Source organism: Brumimicrobium salinarum (genome assembly GCF_002844555.1).
GTDB classification, from domain to species: Bacteria; Bacteroidota; Bacteroidia; order Flavobacteriales_D; family Crocinitomicaceae; genus Brumimicrobium; species Brumimicrobium salinarum.
Window position 1 is genome coordinate 1 of the sequence record NZ_PJNI01000018.1, and the last position, 26097, is coordinate 26097.

Sequence of the window (26097 nt, forward strand, 5' to 3'; positions counted from 1 at the left end):
CACCCTTTAGATTAATTCCTTACTTTCGTAAGGTAAAGATGCCCATGCTGGGCACACACAATGGCTAAAAAATCATAGCTGCCCTTCGGGACAGCAACGCTTTTTAGCCGGGACGTTAGCGGTCATTGTAACGGACGACAATGCAACCAAAAACAGACAACTTTGAAAAAACATTAAAAACAGAAAAGTATGAGCAAAGTAGTAAAAATAAGAACTCAACAAACGACAGCAAACGTTGAAGACTTTGTCAACAAAGTGGACAACGAACAACAACGTGCAGACAGTTATGCCATTATTGAAATGATGAAAAAAATTAGTTGCGAAGAACCAAAAATGTGGGGAGCTTCAATCATAGGTTTTGGCAACAAAAGATATAAAAGCCCAAAAACAGGCAGAGAAGTAGATTGGTTTCTCATAGGATTTTCGCCACGGAAAGCAAACCTATCATTACATCTTGCTATTGACATTAATAAACACGAAGAAACTATTCAAAAATTAGGCAAGTTCAAAACAGGTGTTGGTTGCCTTTACATAAACAAACTAACAGACATTGACCAAAAACAGTTAGAAAAACTTATTAAAACAGCATTGCAAAACAAATAACACAATTGAATATGAAAAATATAAAAATTGAAATTAAATGGGCAATCATCTTTTCCGTAATGGGATTACTTTGGATGGTGTTAGAAAAACTGTGCGGACTACACGGAAAATATATTGACTATCATCTTTACTTGACTAACCTTTTTGCAATTCCTGCAATTATCGTAATGGTAATGGCGTTGAAAGACAAAAAGAAAAATTTTTATGACGGACGAATGAATTACAAACAAGGACTTATTTCGGGGATTATTTTGTCCGTTATCATTGCTTTGTTAAGTCCATTGACACAATGGGTAACTTCTTTTGTCATTACACCCGAATATTTTCTGAACGTAATAAAACGTTCCGTAGAAATTGGATATTTCAAAACGACAGCAGAAGCAGAAGCCAATTTCAATTACCAAAACTATGCGATACAAGGTGCAATCGGAGCTTTGGTTATGGGAATTGTAACGACAGCAATCGCAATGATTTTTATTCGAACAAAAAAGACGAAATAAAAACACAAATTGTTAAAAAAGATTCATTTATGGCAAAAACAAAGACAACTTACACAGGACAGGATGTCACAGACTTTATAAACACTTATGTTGACAACGAACAAAAAAAGGCTGACAGCTTTCAACTTATAGAGCTAATGCAAGAGTGGTCTAACTCTGAGCCAAAAATGTGGGGACCGAGCATTATTGGTTTTGGTAATTATCATTATAAATACGCAAGTGGACACGAAGGTGATGCACCTGTTTTGGGCTTTTCACCAAGAAAACCTGCACTTACACTTTATGTATATTCTGACACAGAGAAAAGCAAATTAGCATTAGCCGACCTTGGTAAATTTAAAATTACAAAAGGATGTATCTATGTAAAGAAACTTTCAGATATCAAGATTTCTGCGTTGAAAGAAATTTGCATTGAATCAATCAAATACATTAGTGAGCACCACGAATGTTCTTGTAGAGTAAAATAAAAAAAACAACTATGATTAACAAAATGACAACTAACACAGACGACATAAAAGAACAACGAACCGCTAACAGCACCTACCCTAAAGTGGCGGTTCAGTGGTTAAATCTAGTTTTGTGCTTCTATCAAAGTTGGTGCTTGGTTGACAGTTAAGTGCTTCGAAATCGCCACCTTCGGGTAGCTGCAAACCGTTACCTGCAATTTGCCGAAAAAACACTTTTAATCAGAATGTTTGAGTGTAGATTTTCTATGAGAAACACCCCAATCAACCATTGCATCAAGGACTGTAAGAATATTTTTACCTGATTCGGTCATTTTGTATTCAATACGAACTGGCGTTGAATCATAAACGTTTCTTGTTATAACGCCATTTAGTTCTAATTCTTTTAACTCCTTTGACAACATTCTAGGTGTAATTTTATCGATATTGGTCTGTATGTCTTTGTACCTATAATTACCATAAAGGATTGAAGCAAGTATAGGCAACTTCCATTTACCACTTATCACGTTCAAAGTATCATTAATCGCCAATACGTATTGTACAGGGCATTTTTTTATCTCAGAAATATTTTGTAAACCATTCATTATCATGCAGTTTAAATTTTTACTATACAAAAGTATATCAATATAAATTAACAACCAACTATACTTTATATAGCAAATGTAATACTTTTGTATCATTATTAACGATCAAAAATTTTAAAACATGATATTAGTAACAGGAGCAACAGGCGAATTTGGTAAACATGCCGTTCAGCAATTAAGAGAAAAAGGTGTAAGCACTTCTGATATTTCGGTACTTTCTAGAAGCGAGGAAAAGGCAATCAGCTATAAAGAAGATGGAATAACTGTAAAAACAGGAGATTACACCAACTATGACTCTTTAGTAAAAGCCTTTGAAGGCGTAGATAAACTGTTATTTGTTTCTAGCAGCGAGATAGAAAACCGTGAAGCACAACATGAAAATGTGGTTAGAGCAGCCAAATCAGCTGGAGTTAAACATATTGTTTAAACATCATTCATGAGAAATCAGGAAAGAGATAATTCTGCTATTGCATTCTTACAAGATTCACATTTAAAAACCGAAAACTGGATAAAAGAAAGTGGTATAGCTTATACATTTTTACAGAACGCCACATATTTAGACATGCTACCTATGTTTATTGGAGAGCAAGTTTTGGAAACAGGCGTTATTATGCAACCTGCGGAAAATGGAAGGTCTAGCTTAGTATTAAGACAAGAATTGGCAGAAGCAGCAGCGGTATTGACTTCAGAAGGGCATGAAAATAAAGCCTATCCTCTAGTGAACAATCAAGCGATTTCATACAATGATGTAGCAGAACTAATTGCTGAGATAAGTGGTAAAAATATCACCTATAAATCGCCTTCACCAGAAGAGTCTCAGGCTACACTAAAAACGTATGGTGTTCCAGATGAACACATTGGATTATTTACCTCATTTTCGGTAGCACAAGCCAATGGCGAATTAGAAATGTCAGACAATTCATTAGAGAAGTTATTGGGGAGAAAACCAACAACCGCTAAAGAATTTTTGACCAAAGTATATGTTTAACATGCAGCGTAAAGAGTTTATAAAGGTAGCTGGACTAACCACATTAAGTATTCCTATGATGTCAACATTAAATAAATTAGAAAACATTACAGATTCTTTTGAATCTTCTAAGCGAATGCCTGTCCTATTTTTAGGGCATGGCTCGCCTATGAATGCTATTGAAGACAATGAATTTGTTAGAGCGTTTAAAAAACAAGGACAACAATTGGATAAACCCAATGCTATTATTGTGGTTTCTGCTCATTGGGAAACAAATGGAACTTTTGTTACAGCCATGCAAAATCCAAGAACAATTCATGATTTTGGTGGATTCCCCAAAGCGCTTTATGAGGTACAATATCCAGCACCTGGACACCCAGAACTGGCTAAAGAGATATCAGAAATTGTTAATCCAACAGGAACTGTTCACTTAGATGATAAATGGGGTTTGGATCATGGAGCTTGGACTGTAATAAAACATTTATTTCCTGATGCTGATGTACCTGTGATTCAACTTAGCTTAGATTATAAGATGACGCCACAGCAACATTACGAGTTGGCACAACAATTAAAAAAACTTAGGGAAAAAGGCGTGCTTATAGTTGGTAGTGGAAATATGGTTCATAATTTAAGAAAAGTTGATTTTAGAAAAATTAATGAAAACTACGGCTATGATTGGGCAATAGAAGCTGATAGCAAAATGAAGAAATGGATTTTGGAAGGAAATCACCAAAATTTAATTGACTTTAATAAGCAAGGTAAAGCTTTTAACCTTGCCATCCCAACGCCTGAGCATTATCTGCCTTTATTGTACACCTTAGGATTAAAAGACGAAAAGGACAATACCACAATCTTTAATGATAATCCTTTAGGTGGTTCACTGACTATGACAAGTGTAAAATTTGGATAAAAAAAAGCAGGTAAATAACTAAGTATTCGGCGTGCCGATTACGCCCTACGGTTGTGAGATCGCTTCGCTAAGTTGGTCAACGCTGAAGACCATGTTGACGGATCCGGATTTCCTTTCACCGTACTGAGCCTGCCGAACGTATGGGGAAAACGTTTTAATACATTATTTTTGAAAGATGATTTTGGAGGTTTGCAGACTCGAAAGTGTGCGTGAATTTCTCATTTAAGTTGGTTGATTGCCATTCACTGTTCTTAAAAAGGAGTATTTACCAGATGTTCCACCGCGTTACGTTGATTTTAATATTTCTAAGTCATAACTTCTCCATTACGTTAATATCGTTGCATTTATTCTGTTGATTTATTGATACTTAAAGTTTTCCTCCAGTTTTCTGGTGGACCTCTTCCATCAAAAAGTAAAACTGTGATTAATTTTCCTTTTTTACACCTTGGACATCGCTTGTGATGTGTTGGGTTTTCCTTAATAATTTCGGACGTTTTCTTTTCATTCAATAACTTTTGAAGTTGGGGTAGCTCCACAAACTAGCTTGTATCCAACAAAACCAACTTCATAAAGCTGCCGGTTTCCGTCGGGGTGGGAATTGAAGCTTCGGGTTTTGGTTTTTAGCCGTAGAATTACACGTCTAATTATACGCTTACAAACGCTTATTACTTTTTGATGTAAATTGTTTTTTTTGAGTGAAAACATAGCGTTTTAAAGCTATTAATATGTTATAATTGTTAAATTTGAATAAAGGTTGGCTAAACGTAATACGATTAGCCAATTGTTAGCAACAATTAGCCATAACATGAAAGACTTAAACACCATTCGGACTAATATTGTAGGGAAAACCGTAACGGGTTTATATCACACACCACTAGAAGCTGGAGCAGTTCAATTAGATGGTTTAGGCACTCCCCAATATTTCAGTACAGTCTTAGAGCTTGATAATTCTGAAAAATATGAATTTGGTTTCGACTGGATTACAAAGTGGGATAAAAATGAAAAGTTGATAGAAGTAAATCACTTCAATTGGAATATTGATAAGAAAATAGTTTTTAAAGGGAAGAATTTGAAAGAAATAATATTGGACGAAGTTGGTGATGTCTTTTTAAGATTAGACAACGACGTCATTATTTATCAAGGAAACTTTAATGGTGTTACTTTACATGTTCAGGAATACTCAGAGTTATTTGAAAAAGATGGAACTTTCAAGGACTAGATACATGTTGCTAACACGGCCTATAAAACACTGCCACGATTGCGCTTCGGATAATAAATCATCCTTGCTCAATCGTTCTCCTTTAAAATTATCATTAACTTTAAGGAACGGCAGCGGTTTCATAGCCCAGGAACGTTAAAGGTAATGGTGAAGAACTCAATTTTAATATTAACTTTTGCTTTATTCGTAATTGGATGTGGGAGTAACAATTCATTTGAATTGGTTGAAAGGTGGTACACAGTTGAGGAAGGCAAACAACTACTGAGTAAGGAAATTTTTTGGGAAGATTTCGATAAAAAAATAAAATCAAAAGAAATAGAATACTTGTACTCTCATAAATCAAAGGGGACTTGTATTAATATCTATAATGATAGTCTATTAACTAAAGTTTATATGATCGATGATATTGATGGTATTGATACATTCAATATAATAGATTATTATTACGATAAACATAAAAATCTAAGGAGATATACGCATATACCAGACGACGAAATAGTAAATGTCGATTGTAAATTGATACTAGACTCAGTTAATTTCAAACCAATTTCAAGGACATGTCATTCCTCAAACGGAAATTCATTCCGTATTGAAAATGAATATTTTCCTAACCGAGAAATATCAAGAACTTACGTGAAAGACTCTTTGACTAATTATGTTACAACTTACTTTGACCAAAATAATAAGAAAATTGCTCGATACAGAAAATTCCTAACCTTTGACACACCTAGTTCAGATTCATTTATTTATGAGCATAATAATGGTAAGCTTATAAAAGAAACTATGTATTTCAGAGACACACTTTCTTCTTATAAAAACTATTTTTATAATAATGATACATTAGTAAAAGTAACAGTAGATTATGTTAATAAAGACAAGTCAACAATTAAAATTCAGTACTCTGAAAATTAATACCTTTAACATCAAATAAGCGGCACTTACGCGACCGCCTATTTGAGAAACGTTGTAAGTAATGCTGAACAAAATTTCGTGACAAATTAAAAATTAGGCTGAATAAAGAAAATGGATAGTAATTTAAACCAAATAAATGCGGAGGTTTACGAAAAAAGTGGACTGAAAATGTCTGACTTCCAAACCGAAACTGAAAGTAAAGAATATGATGCTTGCCGGTTTGAACTGAACGGAAGAAAAATAATAAGTCGGAATTCTAAAATTACGCCTAAAAAAGTCGGACAGTTCGTAACGTTTTGGAAAAGAAGCGGAAACGGGCCGATTGAACCTTTCGAAGAAAATGACCAAATTGATTTTTACGCTGTAAACGTGCGAACTGAAAACGAGTTCGGACAATTTGTCTTCCCGAAATCGGTGTTGATTAAAAAAGGAATTATCTCAACCGAAAAAAAGATGGAAAAAGAGCATTCAGAGTTTATCCGAGTTGGGAAAATGTAAATAATAAACAAGCAGAAAGAACTCAAAAATGGCAATTGGATTATTTTTACGAAATAAATAATTCGACTGACTTGAGAAGAGTTGAAGAATTATATAAAAATGAATAACTGTGCAGAAAGCACTACTTACAACAGCGCATATAGTTTATGGCGGAATTAGTGCCAAACCCAAAGTTTTTGTATCTTTAGAAACGTAAAACCTTAACCGAAAAAATTGCGCATTTTTGCCCGCCACAAACCATATGCGCGAGACGTTATGTGTCATAACCATACTACAAACATTCTACGATTAGTCCCACGCATCATTTCAATATATTTTGAAAAATAAATTCATTTAGTTCACTAATTTCTGAACTTTATATACTTTTGTCATATTAATAATAGTTAAATGACAGAGAAAGAGAATTATATTGAACAAGTAGGATTGTTTTACGAACAATATGGACTTCCTAAAATGGCTGGACGTATTTTAGGCTATCTAATTTCATCAGACTCCGACAATAATTCATTTGAAGACATACAAAAGTCATTAAAGGCCAGTAAAGGGTCGATCAGCGGAAACATAAACCTATTACTTAAACAAGGAATGATTGTGAAACATATGATATCCGGAGATAGAAAATCCTATTACAAGATGTCATTAAATAGTCTTGAAAGTATTTTAGACTCAAAAGTGAACTCGGTGACTCAATTCAAAATGATCCTTGAAACAGGACTTTCATTCGACTTGAATGGTAACAGTCTAAAGAAAAAAAACCTAACTAAGATTTTGAATTATTATGAATTTTTAGAAAATGAAATTCCATTGTTGAGAAATAAATGGGAAGAAAAAGCAAACAATCAAATGTAACAATAAGATTATGACATTAGAAAGAAAAATTGCAAGGGCATTCAATCTAACTCACAAAAATTGGATGAAACACTCAAACCCTTGGAGTGTATGGACTCGATATTCCGTTTTGCCAATAATAATATTTGCTTTTTGGAGCAGAATTTGGATTGGGTCGTGGTGTTTAATTCCAGGAGGAATATCCCTATTATGGATGTTTTTTAATCCTGTATTTTTTAAAGCACCCAAATCAACAAGAAATTGGGCTTCTCGGTCTGTCATGGGTGAAAGGGTATTTCTAAATCGAGATAAGATTGACATACCTGCTATACATAAAGGTCCAATACATAATATACTTAACGGTGTTTCCTCTATCGGAATGGTCATTGCAATATGGGCTACAGTAGTGTATTCAGTTTGGGGAGCAATTTTGGGAATAGTATTAGCCTATTTAGGGAAAAGTTGGTTTTTAGACAGAATGGTTTGGCTATATGAAGATATGAAAGATAATAATGAAGAATATAAAAGTTGGGACTATTGAATACTAACGCCACACAACAATGTATAATAAAAATAGGCGAGTTAGTGCTAAATTGAAGCTTTATGTCTTGTATCAAAATTCGTGCTTAATCGAAAGTTTAGTGCTCCGTAAACGCCTACTTTTCATATACTCACCGTTATAGGGCAGTCGAAACTTAAGATTAACGCAATTCATTAAAAAAACACCGTTGAATTTTAACAGATAATGATCCAAAGCAAGAAAATAGGACGATTAAAACTGATGAAATACTGCCTACTTTCATTGACAGTCGTTTTAAGTTTGCCAATTTTAATTGCTTTGTTTTATAACACATTTACAAGTGAGTCATTATCTATTTTAACCTTTTACTCAAACTTGACAAAAGGACTTTTAGAAGACTTTGGTCTTTTTACTGTTCTAGTAATTCTTATGTCCGTTTGTGTATGGTTCATAGGTGGTCTGACAGGTAAATTGATTATTGAAAAAAATAAACCAAAATTTCTTGTTGGGTTTTTGACATTTTTTTCACTTTGGATATTAATGTTTGTCTTTTGGACTTTACTTAGCGCTGTGAAAAATTCAATAATTTGGGGTCTGTCAGGCTTTGAATCGGTAGTCTCAGATTGGGTGTTTTATGGACTTTTTATTTTCCTTATTTTAGGAGTTATACACGGTCTAACGATGGGTTATTTCTATGGAAATGAATTGAATAAAATGAAAAGATACCAAGCGAGCATTGAATAAGTCCAGATATCAAAGTATCTTCAAATATAAATTATCGTAAAACTATGAACTATGCTTATTTGTTTGCGAAACCCTCAATCCTAAAAACCTCTTCAACATTTTCTAACAAAACATATCCATAATTCCACGAATCCACCAAATACCAAACACCCAAACACGCCCTACTTCAAACAGCACGAAATTATCAATTCTCAATTATTAATTATCCATTATTCAATCCTATAAGGCTGAATCAAAAATGTACTCAATAAAACAATGGAAATAGAGCTTATCGGCATCAGAATAGCTGCAAAGAGGGGAGTAACATATCCCAAAAATGCAAAAGTGATTCCGAATGTATTGTAGACTAAAGAGAAATACATACAAGTTCGCAACACTTTTTTAGCATGTAAACCAAATTTAAAGAAGCCTTTTAAGTTTTTGATTTTATCACTTTCGATGATGGCATCACATTTTGGCGTAAATCTAAATTCGTCTTCTGAAACGCTAATTCCTAATTCGGCTTCCGCTAATGCTTCTGAATCATTAAGTCCATCTCCGATAAATGCAACAACATCTCCAGCATTATTGAAATCGATAATGTGCTGTTTTTTATCAGTGGGAGAGAGGTTGAAATGCATGTCGATAGGTTTATTCAAACCTTCAAATAAGACTTCATCTGTTGCTTGATCTCCAGAAAGTAAAGTGATTTTATATTGTTTTTGCAATCGATTAATCTCCTCAATAATACCTTCTCTCAATTGAGATTGAAATTTGAAAAAGCCTAAAACTTGATCATTTATGCTAATGTAACTTCCGCTTTCTTCATATTTTTTGCTTGCGTTTGTAAATCGAGCGTTTCCTAATTTAATTGAATCTCCTGTTGAAGTTATGGCTTGAACACCTTGACCAGAAACCTCTTTATAGTCAGTGATAGCATCAATTTGTTCAACCCCTTCTTCTAAATGTTTGGTAATACTTTTAGAATAGGGATGTGTTGATTGTCGCGTTAAGGCATAAATTTGAGCAATCAATTGTGGCGAAAGTTCTTCTCCTTCATAAATAACGCCTTCAATTCTGTCCTTGGTTAATGTTCCTGTTTTGTCAAAAACAATGTGATTTATTTTATTCAGTTTTTGAATTTCATGACTATTTCTAAAGTATAAACCTGAACGACCGAGCTTTCTTAAGGCATTTCCATATACGAAAGGGAAGGAAATTGCCAAGGCACAAGGACAAGCAACCACAAGAATTGCGGTTACAATTTCTAAAATCCTGCTAGGATCAATGAAAGCCCAAGTGATTGCAGCTGCAGCGGAGACAATAGAAACAATAATCAAAAAGTATTTACTCAACAGATTCTCTCTATTTTGAACGATGGACTTTGTTGTTTTTGCAGATTTATTCCAAATACTGGCAAATTTACTTCGATTGGTAGTGCTTAAAGATTTAACCTCTGTTGCTGATCCAATCAATTTACTTCCTGCATATATTTTATCTCCTTTTTTTAAAGTAGCTAAATTGGCCTCTCCGGTGATGAAACTTGTGTCAATAACGGCTTTTTCGTTAATTAATTCAGCATCGCAAGGAATGATTTCTTCGTTGAATATTTTAAGAATATCATCCTTTTCTATAGCTTCAATTTGAACAACTTCTTCTTCTCCCGTTATTTTATTCTTTCGGTGAACGCCCAATGGAAAATAAGCCTTTGGATCATTGTCAAAAGACATATTTCTATAAGTCTTGGATTGAAACCATTTTCCGATCAACAAGAAGAAGACAAAACCTGTAAATGAGTCCATATAACTAGCGCCTTCTTGCATTAAAATAGAGGAGGAGCTCTTAATAAAAAGCACTAAAATCCCCAAGGCAACGGGAATGTCAAGGTTTAATTGTTTTGTTTTGATAGCTGTATAGGCAGATATAAAATATCCAGAAGCAGAATATAAAAGTACTGGAATTGCAGCAGCTAACGCTAGGTAGGCCGAAAAATTCCGGAAGTCTTCGAACATATCATCTAATCCGAGATATTCAGGAAAAGACCACAACATTACATTTCCAAATGCAAATCCTGCAACTCCCAATTGCATGAGCAGCTTTTTGTCATAAGCGCTTTTATTTTCCTTTCCTCTTCTTAATTCTGGTTTGTAGCCAATGCTTTCCAGTAAAGTTGCAACATCAGAAAGTTTGCGGTCTTTTTTGACGGTAAGTGTCAATGTTCTCGCCGTAAAATTAGATTCACTTTCTAAAATATCAGTATTCAGCTTCTTCAGGTTCTCCAACAAGTAAATGCAAGAACTACAATGAATTGCAGGTAAGAAAAAAGTGACAATATAAATGTCATCGTTTTTAAATTCTATAAAATCATTAAAGATTTCAGGAACATCTAATGCGGTGTATTTGGCGTTACCTTCCGTCTCCGGTTTAATTCCACTTTGTTCATTAAACTCATAGAATTTATCTAAACCATTATCGTTTAGAATTTCGTAAACGGTTAAACAACCCGAACAACAGAAATCTTTTCCATCTTTAGAAATTGGACTTCCGATAACTTTGTCTCCGCAATGATAGCATCCCATAATAGAACTACGTAAAAACGAAATAAATATTGGTCAGCCTTAAACTGACTTACTAAAACGACCTTTTGAAGGCATTTTGTTGGCGTGAGGATCTAAAGTCATGCAAACATTACGAGAAAATGGTTTACCATCTTCTGTAACTACAATCTCGTTTTCGTTCCATTCAATTATACCGTCTTTTTGGAAATCGTTTATTTCCTCTTTAAAAGACATCACATGCGCTTTCATCCAATCGTCGTCTGCAAATGTAGTCTTAAATTGACACATTAATTGAGTTACGTGATCTTTTAAAATTGCATCAGTTTGTGTGTGAATATGACCTTTTACGATAGGTAATTCATTGGCATCAATTTTCCCATGATAACCACGTGTACTTTTGATGTTTTGAGCATATCCAAAAGGATAAGAAGAGATTGCAGAAGCACCTAATCCAATCATTCTGTCGGTAATATTTGTTGTGTAGCCCATAAAAGTTCGGTTCAGTCGTCCTTCTTTTAACGCGACAGCTAACATATCGCTCGGTAAAGCGAAATGATCCATACCGATTTCAACATAACCTTCCTCTAGTAATCTTTCTTTCGATTTTTCGTATAAGGCTCTTTTTTCATCTCCAGAAGGCAAGTCCTCTTCGGAAAACCCTCGTTGTCCTGTTCCTTTTACCCATGGAACGTGAGCGTAAGAATAGAGAGAAATAGCATCGGGTTTCAAATGAATGGTTTTATCAATCGTGTCCATCATATCCTCCATTGTCTGCATTGGAAGTCCAAAAACTAAATCGTGACTTATAGAGGTGAATCCTGCTTTTCTAGAGGCTATGGTAACTTTTTCAACTTGTTCGTATGGTTGAATTCGATTAATTGCTTTTTGTACAATTGGGCTGTAAGATTGCACGCCAAAACTCACTCTACGGAATCCAAGATCAGAGAGTACCTTCAATTGCTCATCGCTCGTGTGATTCGGGTGCCCTTCAATGCTAAACAATGGATCTGGACCTGTTTTTACCTTAATGGCTTCAATCAGTCTTTTCAGTTGTTCAGCAGCAAAAAATGTGGGTGTTCCTCCGCCCAAATGTATTTCATCTACTTGAATCGCTTCACCGTTCAGCTTTTCATACATTTGCCATTCTTTAATGACTGCATCAATGTAAGGCGCTTCAACACTGTGCTGTTTGGTGATGTGTTTGTGACATCCACAAAAGGTACACAAACTTTCACAAAATGGAAGGTGAACGTAAACGCTGGTACTGTGATTTTTGTTTTGTTCTGACTTTATGAATTCAGGTTTAAATTCCAATTCAGAAAACTCCATTCGATTCCAATCTAGAATCGTTGGGTAGGAGGTATATCGTGGACTTGAAACATTGTATTTATTGATAATTTCTTCACTTAGCATAATCTCTCTTCAACTTTATTACACTTGCAAATATCGTGTTTATAAGAGGAAGAAACAAATGATAAAAGTCAGTTCTTATTCAATTATGAATTGTAGAATTACGAATTATTATTAAAAATAAATTATCTCTAGACAATAGATAGGGAATTCGCATTTTAAAAAATAGATTTCATCTCGATTTCTGGAATAAAAAGTCGTGACATAATAAGATTCCTCAATGCTACGCATTATCGGAATGACTGGCGTTGTATGTCATTCCGATGAAGTGAAACGACTGAGGAATCTCTATTCAATTATCGCTAAATATTAATTTAGTTTCATAGACATGAGTACCAAATCAAAAGATATTAACTTTATGACTCTTGATTTTCGTTTTCATTCTCCTTAGACTTATTCGCCTTTCCATTTTCCATGGTATCAAAATCAACAACCTCATTCAATTTCTCTCCACCTTTTATACCAAAGTCCAACGTTCTGATTGGGAAAGGAATCATGATGTCTTCTGCATCAAATGCTTTTTTAATAGCGATAATTGCTTCACTTTGACTCTTCAAGAAATCAAGTTGACTTTTAAATTCAACCCAAATCATAATTCTAAAGTCAATGGAGCTACCTCCAAAAGCCAAATAAACGAGATCAATGTCGCGATCTTCTTGTCGATTCGGAACATCTTTTACTGCTTCAATAGCAATGTCTCTAACGCGTTCAAGATCTTCCCCGTAAGAAACACCAACCATTAAATCAATTCGTTTGTAAACGTTTTCTGAGTCGTTAATTAAAGGGTTTTGAAATAACATTTTATTTGGAATGATGATTTCTTGTCCTTGAAAAGAAGCAATTTCCGTAGTTCTAATTCCAATGTGCTTAATTACACCGCTGTGACCTTCACAATGAATTACTTGTCCCACTTTAAATGGACGTTTTAACGCCATAAAGAAACCTGCAATAAAGTTGGTGGCGATGTCTTGAAATGCAAAACCAAGTGCCAAACCTACAATACCAGCACCTGCAAGTAGTGAAGTAACGGTTTTGTCGAGATTCAATAGACTGAGCGCTGCAAAAGCTCCAATAACGACAATGGTAACATAAAGAATCTTTGAAAGAAGTTTAGATAATGATTGATTATTTAAAGCTTTCATTAGTAACTTACTGAATAGGTTTCTAATGAGTTTACCTACTAAGACAAATCCTATTAAAACTAGAATCGCCAAAGCAAAATTGGGCAACATAGCCACAATTTTTTCAACCCAGCCAATTAATTTCTCAATAATTAAATCATAATACTTCTTCAATTCCATATAATTAATTTTAGTTTCCATTTAAATTAACAAAATAATAAAGCTTTGGATTTCAATTTTGGATTTTTTCATATTTTAAAGATCATACCTTATGATTTTCCTCTTCTTAAATTTTAATTTTCAATTTAAACTTTCCATGGGAGCAACTCTACATTCTCCATGTCTATTTTTGCCAATCCTTTACTTCTTTGAATAATGCGCATTAGTTTTTTTAAATCTTCCTTCTTAGTATTTCGCTTAAGATGTAAACCTACAATTTGTCGAATAGGCGTGTGATTTACTATTGGTTTAATGTCCGCCGATTTTAATTTTAGATGCGGCAAGTAATATTCTGGTACAAGGGTATAACCTCCTTCTTGTTCTACCATTTGAGTGAGCAAATGCAAATTTCCACCTTCGTAGTTCCATGCGGTTTTTTCATTTTTATCTAAATTACAAAAGCTTATCATTTGTGTTCTTAGGCAGTTTCCTGGACTCAATAACCATGGATGTTCATTTTCTAAATCTGTTAACTCAATTTGCTTTGCTTGAATTGAAGGAGCGTAAACCAAAATCTCTTCATTGTATAAGATTTGTTTTTCAAAGGATAAATCTTCGATAGGGCCAGCCATAACTCCAAAATCGATTTCTTTATCTTTTAAAGCCAAAAGCAATTGCTCTGATGTCAATTCTATAATGTCTAAATGTACATCGCTAATATCATCATGCCATTTGGCGTAAATTTCAGGAACTAAATAATTCGAAATGGTTGGAATTACACCAATTTTTATTTCTGACTTATAGGTTCCTTTTATTTTTTGAGTTTCAATTTCAAGTTGATCATAAGCGGTTTGAATTTCATTCAATATTGGAAAAAGCCTTTCTCCAGCCGATGTTAAGCCGATGGGATTGATATCTCTATTGATGATTTTAAACCCAATAGACTCTTCGGCCTTTTTTAATTGCATCGATAAGGTGGGTTGAGTAACGTGACAAGCCTCTGCTGCCCGTTGAAAGTTGTTGTACTTTAACAGGGCAAAAATGTAGGATAATTGAACGGGTGAAACCATATAGATAAAATTTATGTAAATATAATAATTATTGATAAAAACAATGAGAAGAAGATGCCTATCTTTGTATCGAAGAAAGAACAAAAGACACTTGAATTAAAAATTGTTAAATGGAAATTCAGGAAAAAATTATTCTTATCTTCAAGCGAAAATTATTATTAACCAATAAAAACAAAAATAAAATGTCAATTGTAGGAAAAACTTTTCCAGACATCCAAGTGGATGCGATGAATGAAATGGGGGATACGTTCAAAATCAATATTTTGGAAGAAGCAAAGAAAAACAAGAAAAAAGTATTGTTGTTCTGGTATCCAAAAGATTTTACTTATGTATGTCCTACGGAGTTACACGCTTTTCAATCAAAATTGAAAGAATTTGAAGACAGAAATACCATCGTAATTGGTGCTTCTTGTGACACACCAGAGGTTCACTTTGCGTGGTTAAGTACTTCAAAAGATAATGGAGGAATTGAAGGGGTAACTTACCCATTGTTAGCAGATTCAAACCGTAATCTATCAAGCATGTTAGGTATTTTGGATATCCAAAACGAAAAATACAATGAAGAAACAGATTCTTTCATCGTAGAGGGAGACAATGTAACTTACCGTGCAACTTACTTAATCGACGAAGAAGGTACTGTATTCCACGAAGGTGTAAATCACATGCCAGTAGGTCGTAATGTAAATGAATTTTTACGTTTAATTGATGCTTATTCTCACGTGCAAACACACGGTGAAGTTTGTCCAGCAAACTGGGAAGAAGGAAGTGCAGCAATGAGTGCCGATGCGAAAGGTACAGCAGAGTATTTAAAAAACAACTAAAAAAATATTAGGATGGCATTTGAAGAGTTAACAACAGATACTTTACAAGAAGAAATTTCCAACAACGAAACTGTTTTGGTGCAGTATGCAGCAGGATGGTGTGGAAACTGTAGAATCATGAAACCTAAGTTTAAGAAATTTGCTCAGGATCATGAGAATGTAAAGTTTATCGTGATTGATGCTGAAAAAAATCCAGAATCTAGAAAGTTAGCTAAAGTTGACAATTTGCCAACGTTTGCAGCTTTCAAAAATGGAGAGCTTATTCAGCAAACACAAACTAATAAAACAGAAGTATTAAAATCTTTTATCGATGAGACTACCAGTAATTAGACATATTTCCAATTTTATAGAGGAGAACGACGAGGATTTTGTTAATGAAACAATTGAAACATTAGAAAATCTTACAGAATTATCTTCTATGAAGGATGAAGAGCTTGATGTGATAGGAGAGTTGCTCTCTAATATGTACGGCGCTATTGAAGTCAGTAAAATGATGCGCGAGGATGGTGTTTCTCAAAAAGAAGCCGCCAACAAGTTCATGAAACGTGTTACAGGTTCTATCGATACGTAATTGAATATTTACTTCAAGAATTTTAAGGGATTGTTCTTCGGAATAATCCCTTTTTTATGTCTTATTATTTCAATTACTTAAGAATAATACCGATATTAGTGGATAAATTAAAAACACAATTATGAAACGAGTAACATTAATTTCTATTATGTTGGTTTGTACGCTATTCAGCTTTTCACAAACTATTCATTCTAATTATCTTGATGGAGAAATATGGATTAAGTTAAATGAAAATAGCCTTCAATATAGAAGTCTAAACTTTGAGGGAAGTGAAAATAAGCACCCGAAGATTGATTACAAGCAATTTGATTTCATTAAACTAATTGATAAATATACCATCCAATCATTTGAGGAATCTTTTCCCAATGCTAAGCAACCTTTAATTAAAAATGTATTTAGGATTAAATTTCAAGAAATTAGTGAAGTAGATCGAATCATAGAGGTATTAAGTGCGCATCCAAACATTGAGTATGCTGAAAAAATACCCTTACTAAAAAATACCCTTGTACCTAATGATACCTATTATCAATCATATCAGTGGTCATTGCCACAAGTGAATGCGGAAACTGCTTGGGATATTTCAACTGGTAATTCATCTATCAAAGTTGCTATTGTTGACGATGCCGTAGAAACTACACATGATGATCTGAGTAGTGTTATTTATACAAACACTGGTGAAATTCCAAATAATGGAATTGATGATGATAACAATGGCTATGTAGATGATTATAGAGGATATGATGTTGCAAATGATGATACTGATCCAGATCCTGATGGACCATCTTACGGCCATGGAACCCATGTTGCTGGAATTTCTGGTGCCGCAACTAATAATGGTGGAGGTGTAGCTTCAATTGGTAATGGAGTTTCTATAATACCTGTAAAAGCAACAAATTCTGCAAGTGTTGTTTCTCATGGATATGAGGGGATTTATTACGCAATGTCACTCAATGCTGATGTAATTAATATGTCTTGGGGAGGTTCAGGATACTCAACAACAGCTGAAAACCTCATTAACGCAGCTTACAATAATGGAAGTATTTTAGTTGCAGCAGCAGGTAATGATGATGTATCGACTGTTTTTTATCCTGCAGGATTTAGTAACGTTATTGCTGTGGCGTCTACAGATAATAGCGATAATAAATCATCTTTTTCAAATTATGGCTCATGGATTGATGTTTCAGCACCAGGAAGCGGAATTGTTTCAACAGTAATTGGAAATTCATACGATTATAAATCGGGAACTTCAATGGCGAGCCCAATGGTTGCTGGTTTAGCTGGTCTGATACTTTCACATAATTCTGGCCTTACTCAATCTGAAGTAAAAGATTGTATTCTGAACACAGCTGCAGATTTAAACGCATTGAACCCATCTTATTCAGGTGAACTTGGTGCTGGTCGAATAGATGCATTAGCTGCTATGAATTGTGTTGATGCAACATTAGCTAATCCTCCAAATACTGATTTTCTAGCTGATATAACCACAATTACTGAAGGTCAAAACGTGAATTATACGGATCTAACTTCAGGGAATCCAACATCATGGACGTGGACTTTTTCAGGAGGGACACCTGGCACATTTACGGGACAAAATCCACCGGCTATTACTTATAATACCGCGGGTACTTACAATGTAACCCTAGAAACTTCTAATGCGTATGGAACAGATACTGAAACAAAAACAGCTTACATTAATGTAAATGCTTTGTCTGGTTGTGATACAATAAGTAACACTATTGCTTCAGATGCTAATTCTATTTACACTTTTGGACCAGGAAACGGATATATCTTTGGAGATAATTTATTGAAATTTAAATATGTTGCCGATCGTTTCTCAAGTTACGGACCAACAAATGTTACTGGAGCGGTATTTAACTTCGTTGAAGCTTCTTATACTTCATCAGCAAGTAAAATTACCATAAAAGTCTGGGAAGATGCAGGTGGCGAACCTGGTACAAATGTGTATTCGAAAGACGTACTTATTGAGGATATAGCAGCGAATATTACATCAACAGGTTTTTTTCCAACAAATATTAATTTTGATTCACCTGTTAATATTTCTACTAATGATTTCTTTGTTGGCTTCGAAATGTATGATGTTCATGGTGATACTGTAGTATTGTCATCAAGTTCAGATTTATCGAGCGATCCTGGAAGATCCAATTCTGCTTTTAGTTTTGTCGATCCAGCAAACAATCCGCAGTCAACATTGACAGGTTGGAACGAAATTGGCAGTTTTATAAATGGAGGTTTTGAAGCAGCACTTCATATTTATCCAAGAATTACGGCTAATCCACCTTTAGCTAACATAACAGCTAGTAGTACATCTGTTTGTAGCGGTGAGGCTGTACAATTTGACGCTTCAAGTTCTTCCAACTTGGCAACAGTTGAGTGGGCTATTAATGGAACAGCAACACCATATCCAACTGGAGTAAACCCTAGTGTAATCATGTCTAGAGTTGGAAATAACCGTGCTTATTTACTTGTTCGAAACTCATGTGGATTTAGCAGTTTAGATAGTTTAGATATTACTGTTGATGAAACGCCAAATGTAGCTGTAGATGTTCCACAATATGTAATTTGTCCTGGAGGATCTGTGAGTTTAACAGCTACTGGTGCAGGCTCTTATGTTTGGTCTCCCGCAGGTTCATTGTCTTGTTCAAATTGTCCTAATCCAGTTGCTACTCCTACAACAACAACAACCTATTCAGTAGTAGGAACTTCAGGGTCGTGTTCTTCTGTATCCTCTTTTACAATAGAAGTAGATTCATCACCTGTAAATGCAGATTTTGAAATAGATAACAACACTGTATGTGTTGGAGAAAGTATAAATGTTAATGCTGCAAACTTGTCAACAGGAGCACAAAGTTATTCATGGACGTTTACCGGAGGTACGCCAAATACAGCAATAGGAGCTCTTGCAACAACAAGTTTTTCTAGTACAGGTACCTATAATGTTCAACTCGAAGTTGAGAATGCTTGTGGTGTAACTGATGACATAACTAAATCAGTGACAGTTGTTGATGGAGGTGGTTGTACTAACGCGCTAACTGATGAAAATAAAGATTTATACAAAATTTATTTCAACTCAGCGGATAACGAATTGGTAATAATGTCAAATTTAAAAGGTCAGGCTTATTTAATTAATCCTGCGGGACAAATTATTAGCGATAACCTAACTTTTGACAAAGGAGAGAATAAATTGGCATTACCCAATTTGGCGAAAGGAATGTATATACTTAAAACAAATAATATTCACGGACAAGTAAGGTCTTTCAAGTTTATTAAATAATATTTAATTTCATAGTTAATAAAAAGCCAAGGTAAATTTACTTTGGCTTTTTTATTTTAGGATTTATACCTTTATTTCACAGCATGTAAAGACAACTTTATTTTGACTTTTGAGAATCCACCCTGTGTGGTTAAAGCAGGTGCTTAGGGAAATATAAAAGTTAATTTTCTAATATTTTATGTAGTAATTTTTTTAAAAATTATTGACCGTAACAGTTTTTGTGGTTGATGACTGTTAGATCCTATTTTTAATGAAATAATAAGTTTTCCGATTATTATTTTTTTAGTAATATTTTATCCTTATCTTGCGTTTGAATCATAATACAAAGTGTTATCAAACTAATAAGAACAAGACGAAGAAGTAGATTAGAGAACAGGTATCATCCGAATATGGGACGATTATGTACTCAAGTTACACGTATTGAAAAACATTTCATGGGTATTCCTATTGAAACGGTTCATAAGTATCGTGAAACTTACAACGGAGAAATTAAGGATTGTGAAGATTGCGTAATTTCTAAGGTTGAATTAGACAATATCTAAAAAATATAATTTAATTAATTTTAAAGGTCAAGCTTTAGCTTGGCCTTTTTTTTATTCTGCTCTGAACAAAATTAAGGTCCTTAGCCCGCATTATTCATGCATTTAATTTTGAATCTATTTTAGGCACAAGCCCTAAAGGAATATATGCATATTTCACGGGGCTTGTAACGACAAATAGGTCAAAATTAAATCAAAATCTTGCAAAATTATTAGTACCCAAATTTGGGGTTCTTAAAATTGAATGAAACACAATCAAATACAAGAATATTACTGGTTTATAAATTTAAAGATTAAGATTGGTGAATAAAGCGGGTTAGAAAATGTTGTGTATATAAAATCAATATGAGGAACATTTTTAATTGATAATTTGTATTTACATCCCTCCCAAATAATTACTCTTGATACGTTACAGGCATCTACAATTAAAAAAAAGGATCACATTACTGCAATCCTTTTAAATATTGAGCTTTTATTTAGCCTTTGTAAAAAGGAGTTTTTACAACTTCCGCAGCTAAAGTTTTCTTTCTTACACCAATAAAGATTTCTGTTCCAGCTTCTGACATTTCTTTAGGAACATAGCCTAATCCAATCGCTTTGTTTAATGAGGGTGACATCGTACCTGAAGTTACGCGTCCAACCTCTTCGCCATCGGCATTTAAAATAGGATAACCTTGACGTGGAACTCCTTTGTCTTTCAATTCAAATCCAACCAATTTATTTTTGATTCCAGCTTCTTTTTCTGCTTTCAAAGCTTCACTGTTGGTGAAATCTTTCGTGAATTTTGTAATCCAACCTAACCCAGCTTCAAATGGAGAAGTCGTTTCGTCGATGTCGTTTCCGTATAAACAAAAGCCCATTTCCAAACGCAATGTATCACGCGCTCCTAAACCAATTGGCTCAATTCCGTAATCTGCTCCCGCTTCAAAAACTTTATCCCAAACTTGTTTGATGTCTTTGTTTTTCACGTAAATTTCAAATCCGCCGCTTCCTGTATAGCCAGTAGCAGAGATGATTACGTCTTTTATACCAGCGAATTCATTGATTTCAAAAGTGTAGAACTTCATTCCCGATAAATCAACTGAAGTTAAAGATTGCATTGCTTCAGCTGCTTTTGGACCTTGAATAGCGAGCAAACTCCAATCATCTGATTCGTTTACCAATTCAGCTCCAACATCGTTTTTAGAATTTAACCATTTCCAGTCTTTGTCCATGTTTGAAGCATTCACAACCAACATAAACTCTTCATCATTGATTTTGTAAATGATTAAATCGTCAACGATTCCACCTTTTTCATTAGGAACGTAACAATATTGTGCTTTTCCAGGAACCAATTTACTTACATCATTACTGGTTACTTTCTGAAGAAAAGCCTCCGCATTTTCTCCTTTCACAAAGAACTCACCCATGTGAGAAACATCAAAAACACCCACTTTGGTTCTTACCACTTCGTGTTCGTGTTTTAATCCTGCATATTGAACAGGCATATTATATCCTGCGAAGGGAACCATTTTAGCTCCAAGCTCCACATGTACTGCTGATAACGCGGTTTCTTTCATCGAATTAACTTTTTTGTTTGAATTGCAAATTTAATAATTAATTGAAGAGGAGGAAGGGAGAGGGAGAGTTTAAAGTGAAACGAGGATTTTTCTTTGAAGCTAAAATACCTTATGTGATGTTTGACCTGAGTTACCGCCGAGAGATTTCAACTCGTGGTCTTAGGTACGATTCTCCATACATTAAAGCTCTCCAGATTTAATAATTATCTTTGCCCAAAATCAAACAATGCAACAGAAAAAAGCCGTTTTCAATTGGTCGGGTGGGAAAGATTCCGCTTTGGCACTTCAAAAAATACTAGAAGATAAGGAATTTGAAGTCATCGCTTTGTTGACGACTTTTAATGAAGCAGATGAAAGTTCTTCAGCGCATTCAATTCCTTTGGCATTAATGAAAGGACAAGCTGAAGCAATTGGAATTCCTTTGTATTCAGTTATGATTGATAAATCACCGAATGATTATGAGAATAAGATGCTTCTTGCTGTGGAACATTTTAAATCTAAAGGAGTTAAGCATTTTATTTTTGGGGATTTATACCTCGATGAAATTAGAAAATACAGAGAAAGTAAATTGAATCCGCATGGTATTGAAGTAGTGGAACCGCTTTGGAGTAAATCACCCGAGGAAACAATGAATGGCTTTTATCAATCTGGATTAAAAGCTAAGATTGTAACCACCCAAGCCAATAAATTAGATGAATCTTATATCGGTAAAGACTTAACGAAGGAACTCATCGAAAGTTTACCTAAAGATATTGATATCTGCGGAGAAAATGGAGAATACCACACTTTTGTTTATGCAGGAAATATTTTCAAAAAGGAAGTGAACTTTGAGATAGAAAAAGTCTTTAAAATTTCATTCGATATTAAGCTCGATACTGGAGAAGTGAAAACATATGAATATTGGCAAGCGAAGTTTAGCTAATCAACGAGAATTTTCTATTTTTGACTTGATGATTATTCTTCGCATTATATTACTTCCTTTTTCCTTGATTTATGGTCTTGTCATGATGATAAGAAATGGGTTGTTTGATAAGAACATCAAGAAGGTTACTAAGGTGAATTCGACGGTGATTTCAGTTGGAAATTTATCGGTTGGTGGTACGGGTAAAACTCCTCATGTTGAATTTTTACTTTCTGCACTTGCTAAGAAGTATAATACTGCTGTACTTTCAAGAGGATATGGCAGAAAAACGAAAGGTTTTGTTAAAGTAAATGCGAATGCTGACGTGACCAATGTAGGAGATGAAGCTTTAAACTATGCACAGAAATTTGAAGGTGAAATTGAAGTGGCTGTTTGTGAGAAAAGAGTGGAAGGAGCAAGAAAACTATTGGAAAATTACCCTGAAACGGAAGTCATTGTTTTGGACGATGCTTATCAACACCGTTATCTTCACAGAGATTGTAATATTTTATTGACAGAATTCAACAAGCCTTATTTCAAAGATTTCGTTTTGCCTGCTGGAAGATTGCGGGAATTCAAATGTGGAAGACATCGAGCGGATATGGTGATTGTTACGAAATCTCCAAGTTTATTAAAGGATATAGAAAAACAGCGTTTTAAAGAGAAACTGAAGTTAAAACCGAAGGTGCCTGTATTTTTCTCGTCTATACAATATGGTGATCTAATCAGTTTAGCCACAAACGAGATTTGTACTGCTCCCGATGAGATATTATTGGTAACAGGAATCGGCAATCCACAACCTTTAATTTCTCACTTAGAACAGCATTCAAAGGTAAGCCATTTGAAATTTGGCGACCATCATGATTACACAATTAAGGATATTGAGAAAATTCACAAATTATTTGGTAACTTTGTCTCTGCTGAAAATATCATTGTAACTACAGAAAAAGATGCAGTTCGCTTGAAAAGCTCGGCAATGAAAACAAAGATTGAGTCGTTTCCTTGGTATTATCAAGCAATGACGGTGAAAATTGACAATGAAAATAAATTATTAAACAAAATAGATAGCTATGTTAAATCAAATTAATGAGACGGTTAAATATCTTCAGTCACAAACTGGAGTTCAACCAAAAGTAGGTGTAATTTTAGGAACAGGTTTAGGTGGATTAGTCAATGAAATTGAAATCATCAATACCATCTCCTACGAAGATATTCCCAACTTTCCAGTTTCAACAGTTGAAGGACATAGCGGTAGATTGATTTTTGGTAAACTCGGTGGAAAAGAAGTCATGGCAATGCAAGGTCGTTTCCATTTTTACGAAGGTTATACTTTGCAACAATGTACTTTCCCGGTTCGCGTAATGAATGCTTTGGGCGTTGAACGTTTGATTGTAAGTAACGCATCTGGTGGAGTTAATCCTGCACAAGAAATCGGAGAAATCATGATCATCAACGATCACATTAATCTTTTCCCTGGAAATCCATTAATTGGAAAAAATATCGACGAATTAGGTCCACGTTTTCCAGATATGAGTGACGCTTATGATGCAGAAATGATAAAATTAGCAGAGAAAATTGCTGATGAATTAGACATTAAAGTTTCACAAGGTGTTTACGCTGGTTTAACAGGACCAACATTGGAAACTCCAGCAGAATATAAAATGATCAACATTTTAGGAGCCGATGCAGTTGGAATGTCAACAGTGCCAGAGGTAATTGTAGCTCGACACATGGAAATTCCTTGTTTTGCGGTTTCAATAATTACAGATTTAGGTGTTGAAGGGAAAATTGTAAAAGTTTCTGCACAGGATGTTATTGATGTAGCGAATGAGCAAGAACCAAAAATGACAAAGATTATTACCGAGTTAATCGCTCGTGTTTAAAAATACATTTTAGAAGATTAGATGGTATCAGAGGAAGTAAAAGCAACATACGAGGCAGTTATTGGACTTGAAGTTCACGCCCAAATGTTAACCAAAACGAAAGCGTATTCAAACGATGCAAACGAATACGGTGCGCGCCCCAATACAAATGTGAGTGCAATAACTTTAGGTCATCCGGGAACACTGCCCAAGATGAACAAAAAGACAATTGAATACGCCATAAAATTAGGATTGGCATTGAATTGTGAGATTGCCGAAAATCAGCATTTCGATCGTAAAAACTATTACTATCCTGATTTGCCGAAAGGTTACCAAATTACGCAAGATGAAACGCCAATTTGTGCCAACGGAAAAATCGAACTTCAAATGGAAGACGGTACTGTAAAACCAGTCGGAATTACGCGTATTCACATGGAGGAAGATACGGGGAAAAGTATTCACGATGTGGATGTTTACGATACGCTTGTCGATTTGAATCGTGCCGGTACGCCTTTACTTGAGATCGTTACAGAACCAGATATGCGTAGCGGAGACGAAGCTTATGTTTATCTTACTGAAATTCGTCAATTGGTGCGTTACTTAGAAATTTGTGACGGAAACATGGAGGAAGGAAATCTTAGATGTGATGCCAATGTTTCAGTGCGTAAAAAAGGCGCTAAAGAATATGGTAGAAGAGTGGAGGTGAAAAACATGAACTCCATGAGAAATGTGCAACGCGCAATTAATTTTGAAATTGATCGACACATTGAAGCCATTGAAAATAATGAAGAAATTGCACAAGAAACTCGATCATTTGATGCGGTAAATATGCGCACCATTTCAATGCGTACCAAGGAAGACGCAAATGATTATCGTTTCTTTCCAGAACCAGATTTGCAACCTATTCATGTTTCTAAGGAACAAATAGCAGCGATAAAAGCTGAAATGCCAGAATTACCGAAAGCTTTATTTAAAAAATACACGGAGGAGTTAAATTTATCGGAATATGATGCTTCAAATTTAATCTCTACAAAACCTTTCGCTGCATACTTTGAAAAAGTCATAGCACACACAGAAAATTACAAATCAGCCTCCAATTGGATGAACGGTGAAGTAAGGTCTTATTTGAACCAACAAGGGAAAACTATAGAAGAGTTTCCTTTAAAACCTGAAAAACTGGGTGAATTAATTAACTTAATAAATAAAGGAGTTATCTCTAATACAGCTGCTGCACAAAACTTATTTCCAGCACTTATAGAAAAACCTGAAGCTGACATAAAGCAATTGGCTGAAACATTGAATTTAATCCAAGATAGCGACGAGGATTCTATCGCAGAAATAATTAATTCGGTAATAAAGCAACATCCCAACGAAGTTAACCGTTACAAAGGCGGAGAAAAACAATTAGTTGGGTTTTTTATGGGACAAGTAATGAAAGCTTCAAAAGGAAAAGCGGATCCAAAATCTGCAAATAAACTAATGCGTAAATTATTAGAGGAAAATTGA

The 26097-nt window shown here is 34.5% G+C and carries 26 protein-coding genes and 2 pseudogenes; 21 read left to right on the plus strand and 7 right to left on the minus strand.

Going from position 1 to position 26097, the window contains the following annotated elements; translation table 11 throughout:
* Positions 1-189: 189 nt before the first annotated feature.
* The 3 genes from CW751_RS13085 to CW751_RS13095 are packed head-to-tail and all read left to right on the plus strand — an operon-like array spanning position 190 to position 1570.
* Positions 190-603 carry a DUF1801 domain-containing protein gene (locus CW751_RS13085; protein ID WP_101335481.1) on the plus strand — a complete coding sequence of 138 codons (414 nt, stop codon included), beginning with the start codon at positions 190-192 and terminating at the stop codon, positions 601-603.
* An 11-nt stretch (positions 604-614) separates the two neighbouring features.
* Positions 615-1103 carry a DUF4199 domain-containing protein gene (locus CW751_RS13090; RefSeq protein WP_101335482.1) on the plus strand — a complete coding sequence of 163 codons (489 nt, stop codon included), beginning with the start codon at positions 615-617 and terminating at the stop codon, positions 1101-1103.
* Positions 1104-1132: 29 nt separating this feature from the next.
* A complete protein-coding gene (locus tag CW751_RS13095) occupies positions 1133-1570 on the plus strand; it encodes a DUF1801 domain-containing protein (RefSeq protein ID WP_101335483.1) in 438 nt (145 codons plus the stop codon).
* Positions 1571-1785: 215 nt separating this feature from the next.
* Here the strand turns inward: CW751_RS13095 and CW751_RS13100 are convergent, their stop codons facing one another.
* A complete protein-coding gene (locus CW751_RS13100) occupies positions 1786-2151 on the minus strand; it encodes a winged helix-turn-helix transcriptional regulator (RefSeq protein WP_205677832.1) in 366 nt (121 codons plus the stop codon).
* Positions 2152-2272: 121 nt separating this feature from the next.
* Here CW751_RS13100 and CW751_RS15580 point away from each other — a divergent pair, with 121 nt between their 5' ends.
* Genes CW751_RS15580 through ygiD form a run of 3 tightly spaced genes read left to right on the plus strand, consistent with a single transcriptional unit; the run spans position 2273 to position 4028 of the window.
* Positions 2273-2578: an NmrA family NAD(P)-binding protein gene (locus CW751_RS15580; RefSeq protein ID WP_205677833.1), complete on the plus strand. Its 306-nt coding sequence runs from the start codon at positions 2273-2275 to the stop codon at positions 2576-2578.
* A 9-nt stretch (positions 2579-2587) separates the two neighbouring features.
* Positions 2588-3139, plus strand: a complete 552-nt coding sequence (locus tag CW751_RS15585) for a Rossmann-fold NAD(P)-binding domain-containing protein (protein ID WP_205677834.1) — start codon at positions 2588-2590, stop codon at positions 3137-3139.
* A gap of 58 nt (positions 3140-3197) precedes the next feature.
* The gene (gene ygiD, locus CW751_RS13110) at positions 3198-4028 is read left to right on the plus strand and encodes a 4,5-DOPA-extradiol-dioxygenase (protein ID WP_101335535.1); all 831 of its coding nucleotides are present in this window, start codon (positions 3198-3200) and stop codon (positions 4026-4028) included.
* A gap of 344 nt (positions 4029-4372) precedes the next feature.
* Here the strand turns inward: ygiD and CW751_RS16135 are convergent.
* A pseudogene (locus tag CW751_RS16135) lies at positions 4373-4492 on the minus strand (IS91 family transposase); the annotation flags it as partial.
* Between the two features lie 341 nt (positions 4493-4833).
* On the opposite strand from CW751_RS16135, the gene CW751_RS13120 reads away from it, so the two are divergent.
* The 6 genes and pseudogenes from CW751_RS13120 (at position 4834) to CW751_RS13145 (ending at position 8749) form a co-directional block, all read left to right on the plus strand.
* On the plus strand, positions 4834-5247 hold the full coding sequence (locus CW751_RS13120) for a hypothetical protein (protein ID WP_101335486.1): 414 nt from the start codon (positions 4834-4836) through the stop codon (positions 5245-5247).
* 144 nt (positions 5248-5391) lie between these two features.
* The gene (locus tag CW751_RS13125) at positions 5392-6159 is read left to right on the plus strand and encodes a hypothetical protein (RefSeq protein WP_101335487.1); all 768 of its coding nucleotides are present in this window, start codon (positions 5392-5394) and stop codon (positions 6157-6159) included.
* A 168-nt stretch (positions 6160-6327) separates the two neighbouring features.
* Positions 6328-6764 (plus strand): annotated as a pseudogene (locus CW751_RS13130) (MepB family protein).
* Positions 6765-7044: 280 nt separating this feature from the next.
* Positions 7045-7506, plus strand: coding sequence for a GbsR/MarR family transcriptional regulator (locus CW751_RS13135; RefSeq protein ID WP_101335488.1), 462 nt, complete (start codon positions 7045-7047; stop codon positions 7504-7506).
* 10 nt (positions 7507-7516) lie between these two features.
* Positions 7517-8026, plus strand: a complete 510-nt coding sequence (locus CW751_RS13140) for a DUF6653 family protein (protein ID WP_101335489.1) — start codon at positions 7517-7519, stop codon at positions 8024-8026.
* Positions 8027-8266: 240 nt separating this feature from the next.
* Positions 8267-8749 carry a hypothetical protein gene (locus CW751_RS13145; protein ID WP_133122225.1) on the plus strand — a complete coding sequence of 161 codons (483 nt, stop codon included), beginning with the start codon at positions 8267-8269 and terminating at the stop codon, positions 8747-8749.
* A gap of 209 nt (positions 8750-8958) precedes the next feature.
* On the opposite strand, the gene CW751_RS13150 is transcribed toward CW751_RS13145, so the two are convergent.
* The 4 genes from CW751_RS13150 to CW751_RS13165 form a co-directional block, all read right to left on the minus strand.
* Positions 8959-11307, minus strand: a complete 2349-nt coding sequence (locus CW751_RS13150) for a heavy metal translocating P-type ATPase (RefSeq protein ID WP_101335491.1) — start codon at positions 11305-11307, stop codon at positions 8959-8961.
* 39 nt (positions 11308-11346) lie between these two features.
* Positions 11347-12699, minus strand: coding sequence for an oxygen-independent coproporphyrinogen III oxidase (gene hemN / locus CW751_RS13155; RefSeq protein ID WP_101335492.1), 1353 nt, complete (start codon positions 12697-12699; stop codon positions 11347-11349).
* A gap of 353 nt (positions 12700-13052) precedes the next feature.
* On the minus strand, positions 13053-13997 hold the full coding sequence (locus CW751_RS13160) for a mechanosensitive ion channel family protein (RefSeq protein ID WP_101335536.1): 945 nt from the start codon (positions 13995-13997) through the stop codon (positions 13053-13055).
* Between the two features lie 125 nt (positions 13998-14122).
* Positions 14123-15046 (minus strand): LysR family transcriptional regulator, encoded by a 924-nt coding sequence (locus CW751_RS13165; RefSeq protein ID WP_101335493.1) that lies wholly within the window; start codon positions 15044-15046, stop codon positions 14123-14125.
* A gap of 182 nt (positions 15047-15228) precedes the next feature.
* Here CW751_RS13165 and CW751_RS13170 point away from each other — a divergent pair, with 182 nt between their 5' ends.
* From CW751_RS13170 to CW751_RS13190, 5 genes are all read left to right on the plus strand, one after another.
* A complete protein-coding gene (locus CW751_RS13170) occupies positions 15229-15867 on the plus strand; it encodes a peroxiredoxin (RefSeq protein WP_101335537.1) in 639 nt (212 codons plus the stop codon).
* A gap of 12 nt (positions 15868-15879) precedes the next feature.
* Positions 15880-16197, plus strand: a complete 318-nt coding sequence (locus CW751_RS13175; RefSeq protein WP_101335494.1) for a thioredoxin family protein — start codon at positions 15880-15882, stop codon at positions 16195-16197.
* The gene (locus tag CW751_RS13180; protein WP_101335495.1) at positions 16178-16438 is read left to right on the plus strand and encodes a DUF6952 family protein; all 261 of its coding nucleotides are present in this window, start codon (positions 16178-16180) and stop codon (positions 16436-16438) included. The genes CW751_RS13175 and CW751_RS13180 overlap by 20 nt, the downstream gene beginning before the upstream one ends.
* 121 nt (positions 16439-16559) lie before the next feature.
* Positions 16560-19730 (plus strand): S8 family serine peptidase, encoded by a 3171-nt coding sequence (locus CW751_RS13185; RefSeq protein WP_101335496.1) that lies wholly within the window; start codon positions 16560-16562, stop codon positions 19728-19730.
* 389 nt (positions 19731-20119) lie between these two features.
* Positions 20120-20272, plus strand: a complete 153-nt coding sequence (locus tag CW751_RS13190) for a hypothetical protein (protein WP_317045823.1) — start codon at positions 20120-20122, stop codon at positions 20270-20272.
* Positions 20273-20745: 473 nt separating this feature from the next.
* Here the strand turns inward: CW751_RS13190 and gcvT are convergent, their stop codons facing one another.
* On the minus strand, positions 20746-21828 hold the full coding sequence (gene gcvT, locus CW751_RS13195) for a glycine cleavage system aminomethyltransferase GcvT (RefSeq protein ID WP_101335498.1): 1083 nt from the start codon (positions 21826-21828) through the stop codon (positions 20746-20748).
* A gap of 226 nt (positions 21829-22054) precedes the next feature.
* Here gcvT and CW751_RS13200 point away from each other — a divergent pair, with 226 nt between their 5' ends.
* Genes CW751_RS13200 through gatB form a run of 4 tightly spaced genes read left to right on the plus strand, consistent with a single transcriptional unit; the run spans position 22055 to position 26097 of the window.
* Positions 22055-22750, plus strand: coding sequence for a Dph6-related ATP pyrophosphatase (locus CW751_RS13200; RefSeq protein ID WP_101335499.1), 696 nt, complete (start codon positions 22055-22057; stop codon positions 22748-22750).
* Complete coding sequence (lpxK, locus tag CW751_RS13205; protein WP_101335500.1) at positions 22722-23816, plus strand: tetraacyldisaccharide 4'-kinase; 1095 nt, start codon at positions 22722-22724, stop codon at positions 23814-23816. Before CW751_RS13200 ends, lpxK begins: the two co-directional genes overlap by 29 nt.
* Entirely contained in the window at positions 23800-24612 is an 813-nt protein-coding gene (locus CW751_RS13210) for a purine-nucleoside phosphorylase (RefSeq protein WP_101335501.1), read from the plus strand. The genes lpxK and CW751_RS13210 overlap by 17 nt, the downstream gene beginning before the upstream one ends.
* A gap of 21 nt (positions 24613-24633) precedes the next feature.
* Positions 24634-26097 carry an Asp-tRNA(Asn)/Glu-tRNA(Gln) amidotransferase subunit GatB gene (gene gatB, locus CW751_RS13215; protein ID WP_101335502.1) on the plus strand — a complete coding sequence of 488 codons (1464 nt, stop codon included), beginning with the start codon at positions 24634-24636 and terminating at the stop codon, positions 26095-26097.

Bases quoted from the DNA above. Each gene is read 5' to 3' on its own strand.
- CW751_RS13085 (WP_101335481.1), top strand. From the start codon at position 190: ATGAGCAAAGTAGTAAAAATAAGAACTCAACAAACGACAGCAAACGTT.
- CW751_RS13090 (WP_101335482.1), top strand. From the start codon at position 615: ATGAAAAATATAAAAATTGAAATTAAATGGGCAATCATCTTTTCCGTA.
- CW751_RS13095 (WP_101335483.1), top strand. From the start codon at position 1,133: ATGGCAAAAACAAAGACAACTTACACAGGACAGGATGTCACAGACTTT.
- CW751_RS13100 (WP_205677832.1), bottom strand. From the start codon at position 2,151: ATGAATGGTTTACAAAATATTTCTGAGATAAAAAAATGCCCTGTACAA.
- CW751_RS15580 (WP_205677833.1), top strand. From the start codon at position 2,273: ATGATATTAGTAACAGGAGCAACAGGCGAATTTGGTAAACATGCCGTT.
- CW751_RS15585 (WP_205677834.1), top strand. From the start codon at position 2,588: ATGAGAAATCAGGAAAGAGATAATTCTGCTATTGCATTCTTACAAGAT.
- ygiD (WP_101335535.1), top strand. From the start codon at position 3,198: ATGTCAACATTAAATAAATTAGAAAACATTACAGATTCTTTTGAATCT.
- CW751_RS13120 (WP_101335486.1), top strand. From the start codon at position 4,834: ATGAAAGACTTAAACACCATTCGGACTAATATTGTAGGGAAAACCGTA.
- CW751_RS13125 (WP_101335487.1), top strand. From the start codon at position 5,392: ATGGTGAAGAACTCAATTTTAATATTAACTTTTGCTTTATTCGTAATT.
- CW751_RS13135 (WP_101335488.1), top strand. From the start codon at position 7,045: ATGACAGAGAAAGAGAATTATATTGAACAAGTAGGATTGTTTTACGAA.
- CW751_RS13140 (WP_101335489.1), top strand. From the start codon at position 7,517: ATGACATTAGAAAGAAAAATTGCAAGGGCATTCAATCTAACTCACAAA.
- CW751_RS13145 (WP_133122225.1), top strand. From the start codon at position 8,267: ATGAAATACTGCCTACTTTCATTGACAGTCGTTTTAAGTTTGCCAATT.
- CW751_RS13150 (WP_101335491.1), bottom strand. From the start codon at position 11,307: ATGGGATGCTATCATTGCGGAGACAAAGTTATCGGAAGTCCAATTTCT.
- hemN (WP_101335492.1), bottom strand. From the start codon at position 12,699: ATGCTAAGTGAAGAAATTATCAATAAATACAATGTTTCAAGTCCACGA.
- CW751_RS13160 (WP_101335536.1), bottom strand. From the start codon at position 13,997: ATGGAATTGAAGAAGTATTATGATTTAATTATTGAGAAATTAATTGGC.
- CW751_RS13165 (WP_101335493.1), bottom strand. From the start codon at position 15,046: ATGGTTTCACCCGTTCAATTATCCTACATTTTTGCCCTGTTAAAGTAC.
- CW751_RS13170 (WP_101335537.1), top strand. From the start codon at position 15,229: ATGTCAATTGTAGGAAAAACTTTTCCAGACATCCAAGTGGATGCGATG.
- CW751_RS13175 (WP_101335494.1), top strand. From the start codon at position 15,880: ATGGCATTTGAAGAGTTAACAACAGATACTTTACAAGAAGAAATTTCC.
- CW751_RS13180 (WP_101335495.1), top strand. From the start codon at position 16,178: ATGAGACTACCAGTAATTAGACATATTTCCAATTTTATAGAGGAGAAC.
- CW751_RS13185 (WP_101335496.1), top strand. From the start codon at position 16,560: ATGAAACGAGTAACATTAATTTCTATTATGTTGGTTTGTACGCTATTC.
- CW751_RS13190 (WP_317045823.1), top strand. From the start codon at position 20,120: ATGGGACGATTATGTACTCAAGTTACACGTATTGAAAAACATTTCATG.
- gcvT (WP_101335498.1), bottom strand. From the start codon at position 21,828: ATGAAAGAAACCGCGTTATCAGCAGTACATGTGGAGCTTGGAGCTAAA.
- CW751_RS13200 (WP_101335499.1), top strand. From the start codon at position 22,055: ATGCAACAGAAAAAAGCCGTTTTCAATTGGTCGGGTGGGAAAGATTCC.
- lpxK (WP_101335500.1), top strand. From the start codon at position 22,722: ATGAATATTGGCAAGCGAAGTTTAGCTAATCAACGAGAATTTTCTATT.
- CW751_RS13210 (WP_101335501.1), top strand. From the start codon at position 23,800: ATGTTAAATCAAATTAATGAGACGGTTAAATATCTTCAGTCACAAACT.
- gatB (WP_101335502.1), top strand. From the start codon at position 24,634: ATGGTATCAGAGGAAGTAAAAGCAACATACGAGGCAGTTATTGGACTT.